This is a genomic window from Achromobacter semiaridum (assembly GCF_053543755.1).
Window position 1 is genome coordinate 207,958 of sequence record NZ_JBLVOL010000137.1, and the last position, 4,392, is coordinate 212,349.

At 64.0% G+C, this 4,392-nt stretch carries 3 protein-coding genes and 1 pseudogene; 1 reads left to right on the forward strand and 3 read right to left on the reverse strand.

Annotation, left to right across the window (positions count from 1 at the left end; translation table 11 throughout):
• The 3 genes and pseudogenes from ACNPP0_RS29420 to ACNPP0_RS29430 form a co-directional block, all read right to left on the reverse strand.
• Positions 1 to 1,182, reverse strand: a pseudogene (locus ACNPP0_RS29420) (fimbria/pilus outer membrane usher protein); the annotation flags it as partial.
• Positions 1,183 to 1,392: 210 nt separating this feature from the next.
• Entirely contained in the window at positions 1,393 to 2,154 is a 762-nt protein-coding gene (locus tag ACNPP0_RS29425) for a fimbrial biogenesis chaperone (protein WP_448707870.1), read from the reverse strand.
• A gap of 14 nt (positions 2,155 to 2,168) precedes the next feature.
• The gene (locus ACNPP0_RS29430) at positions 2,169 to 2,753 is read right to left on the reverse strand and encodes a fimbrial protein (RefSeq protein ID WP_332611746.1); all 585 of its coding nucleotides are present in this window, start codon (positions 2,751 to 2,753) and stop codon (positions 2,169 to 2,171) included.
• A gap of 586 nt (positions 2,754 to 3,339) precedes the next feature.
• On the opposite strand from ACNPP0_RS29430, the gene ACNPP0_RS29435 reads away from it, so the two are divergent.
• Positions 3,340 to 4,347: an Ldh family oxidoreductase gene (locus ACNPP0_RS29435; RefSeq protein WP_448707908.1), complete on the forward strand. Its 1,008-nt coding sequence runs from the start codon at positions 3,340 to 3,342 to the stop codon at positions 4,345 to 4,347.
• Positions 4,348 to 4,392: the final 45 nt, after the last annotated feature.

The following is a 4,392-nucleotide window of genomic DNA, read 5'->3' on the forward strand; positions in this document are numbered from 1 at the left end:
GGTTCGCGCGCGCGCCCGTCACGTCAAACGCGAAGGCGCCTATCGTGGTGCCCATCGCGGCGCCCAGCAGCGCGGACCCATAGTGGTCGGTAAACGCCAGCCCGCCGTAGCCGGTCACCGCGTCACCCACGCCGCGCTTTAGCGTGCCTTGCAACACGTACCGCGAACTGCCGCGCAAGCCCGGGTCGGGCCGCGCCCGGCCGTTACGCTGTATTGCGTCACGCCAGGGCGCAACAGCTGCACGATGGTGGCAAACGGCACCACAAAGCTGCGCAGGCTGCCATCGGCCTCTGTCACGCGCACGTCAAGGTCGCCACCATAGCTGGCGGCGCGCACGTCCTCGATGGCGAACGGGCCGGGCGCCACGGTGGTCTCGTAGATAAGAAAGCCGCGCTGGTACACGGACACCTTGGCGTTGCTGTTGGCCGTGCCCCGCACGATGGGCGCGTAATAGCGCATCGTCTCGGGCAGCATGCGGTCGTCGCTGCCCAGCTGCATGCCCCGGAACGATACGGCGTCGAACAGTTCGCCGCTGGTTGAGCTTTCACCCACCAGCAACTGCGATTTCCAGGTCGGGATATCGGTCTGCAAATAATAGGAACTGGCTTGATAGCGCGCGCCGCTGGTCTGCGACCAGGACGCCGACCCCGTGTGGCGCAGGCGCACCGCGCCCAGGTTCAGCCCGGCGTTGATACCGGCGTAGCCACGCGTCATGCGGCGGCCATTGCTTTCGGTGGTGAATACGTTGGTGTTGTAGTTCAGCCGTGCGGCCGTGATGCCACTGTCCCACTGCGACGGGTCCACGTAGCGGTTTGACGCCGCCAGCCGTTGGAGATACTCGGGGTACGTCACGTACAGGGCCAGCTGCGCCATATCGACCCGGATCTTTGCGCCGGGCACATACTGGCCCAAGTCGTCGCAGGCAAGCACCTCGGGCAGCGGCTCAACGCCGTCCGCGCGCGACACCTTGCCCAGATCCAACCCGCCCCTTTCCAGCATCAGCGCGTCATAGCAGGGCACCGCGCTGTCGTGGCCCGGCACATTGCGAAACTCGACGTCGTCGACACCGCGCCATTGGCCATTGAAATACAAGTCCAGGCGGTGCATGCCGGGTTCCGCGAAGTTCACGCGCTGGAAGCGACGCGTGTCTATCGTGGCGCCGCCCACTTCCTGCATCAGCATGTGGGGGTCGAAGATCGCAATTTCGTCTTGCCCCGATGCGCAGCCGCCCCACACGCAGGCGGCGGCCAGCAGGCAGCAGCGCGCCCGCCTTGCAGGCCGGATACGTCGTCGTCCCCTTAAGGGAGCAAAAGCGGAATGGCGCACGGATGCCCGCGCAATTCGAACGTTGATCAAACCAGGAAGACTCCACCGACAGGGCCAGGAAGAAACTCAGTCAAGCAATTGCTTGTTGAGTGCACGCCGCCCGCCGAAGTCGTTGATAGCTTCGTACTGGACGGTGGATAGACCTTTTTGCAAGCCCGTAGCACCCTGGGCAAGCGGAAAGTTGGTTGTTGCGAATGGCGCGACCATGCCGTTATCCACGGCAATCGTCTTGCCACCCGACACCAGCCCGACACGCGCAAACGACACATGAAACGGCGTGGGGTTGGTGACTTCAAGCTGGCGTTTTCCACCCGCGCCGCCGACTAGTTTCCAGGTCAGCTTGTCGGGCGCCATCGCGGCCTCGTCGGGCAGCGTGGCGGGCCGGAAGAAAATCTTGATGCGCGTGTGAAAGGAAAATTGCAGCACATTGACGGCGGCTGGATCACGCGGTGGCGTTTCCACGACGTTCAGATAAAACAGGGATTCGCGGTCGGACGGCAACGGCTCTTTGGTGTAGCTGATGCGGATGTTCGCAGCGCTGTTGGGCTCAATTCGCATGATCGGCGGCGTCAACACGAACGGCAGGCGCAATTCGGCGGGCAGCACGCCTTCCTTGCCGTCGTCGACCCAGTTTTGCGCCAGCACGGGGCTTGCCCCGTTGTTGCGGACAATCATGATGGCATCGCGCGCGTCGGACTTGATGACCAGGCGAGTGCCTTGCAAAACCAATGCGGCCTGGGCGGGAACCGCCCAGGCGCACAGGACCAAAGCGAGCGATAGCCCGCGCGTGAACGCATGGCGGGCAAGCGCCCCGATGATCGTTTTCATTGCTGTCGCCGAGCTTAGTTGTAGCGCAGCGTGTAGGTGACGAACGAATCGCCGTCGCCCATGCCGACCGCGGTGGCGGCGGGATCCTGTGCCACATATTTGGCCGAGTAATACAGGATGGCCTGATTGTTCTTGACCTCGGCGACTTGCGGGTTGGGATCGGTGATGCCCAGCCGGATCGGCGCGATATTGACCGGGGCGTCGCTGCGATTGTTGCGGATCTGAATCTGCACGCCGGCGGCCGGGGTTGCGCCCACCAGCTTCAGGTTGCCCGTGACCTTGTCGACGTTCGGGTGGTTGGCATGGAATTGCAGCCGCACCTTGGTGTCGTTGGTGCAGTCGGCAGAGCCGTGCACCTTGATCTGGAAGTCGCGTTCGGGCGCGGACCCGTTCACAACGTCCTTCGGGTTGACCGTGCCGAACGAAGGCACCTCGGTAACGCCATTGGCGCCACCCGCGCTGCCTTCGACGTCGCACGTCACGTCGCTGATCGTGCCAAAGAAATTGACGGTACCGCCGGCGGCAAAGCTGGCGCCCGGAGCAAACGCGGCGAGCAGCAAGCCGGAGGCGGCAAGGGATGTCACGATACTGCGCTTCATGCGTATTCCTTTTGTGAAGATGAATTTGGCGGCTGAAAAGGCGGCGCGACGATCCATTCGAATGGGGGATACGCCACGCACGCAATATGCCGCCGAAGCCTTGATGACTGCCAGGACACGGCACACCGCACCCTGACCACGGGGCTCGCCAACCCCGGCAAGACGATGCCGCGGGGATGGGTTGGTGCGAGTCCTTGAACGATACGATTTAGATGCGCGGATTTAACTAGGAAGATGCTTAATTGGCGCTCTGATAAATCAGAAAAATGCCCTTTGCCGGGAAAGCGAACGCGGTTTGTATTGCTGCATTGCAAAACTCGTTCCACCCCCTTGCAGAAGATGCCCCGCGCTTTAATTGACGCACCGCCACAACCGCAACCACGACTTGTTCCGGCGCGACATTTTCAGGTCGCAATCAGACTGATCCCCAGTGCCATGCCGCGCGCGTTCTCTCGCGCATTGCGCCGACCCCGTACCTCGCTACACTGGCCAAGCGCAGACTGCCCCGCGCCGCTTTGATTCGACCCCGTCCGCATCGCCGGCCGGGGCCATGCAATGCAAACCCGGAGGTAATGTGAACACCGACATGGTCAATCTCTCGATCACCGAGGTCTATGAGTTATCGCTTGACGTGTTGAGTCGAAATGGCTTTTCAACCGCGCACGCCAAGGCCATCGCGCAAACGATCACCGCGGGTCAGCGCGATGACTGCCAGTCTCATGGCATGTACCGCCTGATCGGTTGCGTGCGCACCTTGCAGTCCGGCCTGGTCGACCCCGAAGCGTTGCCTAACGTCACGCACCCCACGGCCGCCGTCGTGCAGGTGGACGCGCAGCGCGCGTATTCCCTGTTGGCGTTTCAGGAAGGCTTGCCGCATCTGGTGGACAAGGCCAGGCGCAACGGCGTGGCCGTGCTGGCCATCAACAATTGCTTCCACTTTTCCGCGCTGTGGCCCGAAGTCGAAGCCATTGCGCAGCATGGCCTTGCGGGCCGGGCGATGACGCCCAGCCATAGCTGGGTGGCCCCGGCGGGCGGCACGCGTCCGGTGTTCGGCACCAATCCCCTGGCCTTCGCCTGGCCACGCCCCGGCCCCTACCCCTACGTGTTCGACTTTGCCACCAGTATGGTCGCGCGCGGTGAAATCGAATTGCACCGCCGCACCGGACGCGCCATTCCCGAAGGCTGGGCAATCGATGCAGAAGGCCGGCCCACCACCGACCCGGCCGCCGGGCTGGCGGGCGCGATGCTGCCGTTCGGTTCCTACAAGGGCTCCGCGCTATCCACGATGATCGAACTGCTGGCCGGCCCGCTGATCGGGGACTGGACCAGCATGCAATCGCAAGCGCACGATGCCGGCAAAGGCGGCACGCCCCTGCACGGGGAACTGGTGATCGCGCTGGACCCGAACATCCTGGGCCGTGGCCTGGCGCCGGCCAACGCCGACGCCGCCGAGGCCATGCTGGACGCCATCAGCGGCCAGGGCGCCCGCCTGCCTTCCGAACGCCGCTTCAAGGCGCGCGCCAAGAGCGAACAGGAAGGCGTGTGGATCGGCCGCGCGCTATACGACGAAATCAGGACCCTTGGCGACCGCTAGCCGCGATGCTTGCGTGGCGCGCTTCCCCCAGCGGCGCGGGTGGGG

Coding starts and splice junctions, on each gene's coding strand:
- ACNPP0_RS29425 (WP_448707870.1), bottom strand. CDS start 2,154: ATGAAAACGATCATCGGGGCGCTTGCCCGCCATGCGTTCACGCGCGGG.
- ACNPP0_RS29430 (WP_332611746.1), bottom strand. CDS start 2,753: ATGAAGCGCAGTATCGTGACATCCCTTGCCGCCTCCGGCTTGCTGCTC.
- ACNPP0_RS29435 (WP_448707908.1), top strand. CDS start 3,340: ATGGTCAATCTCTCGATCACCGAGGTCTATGAGTTATCGCTTGACGTG.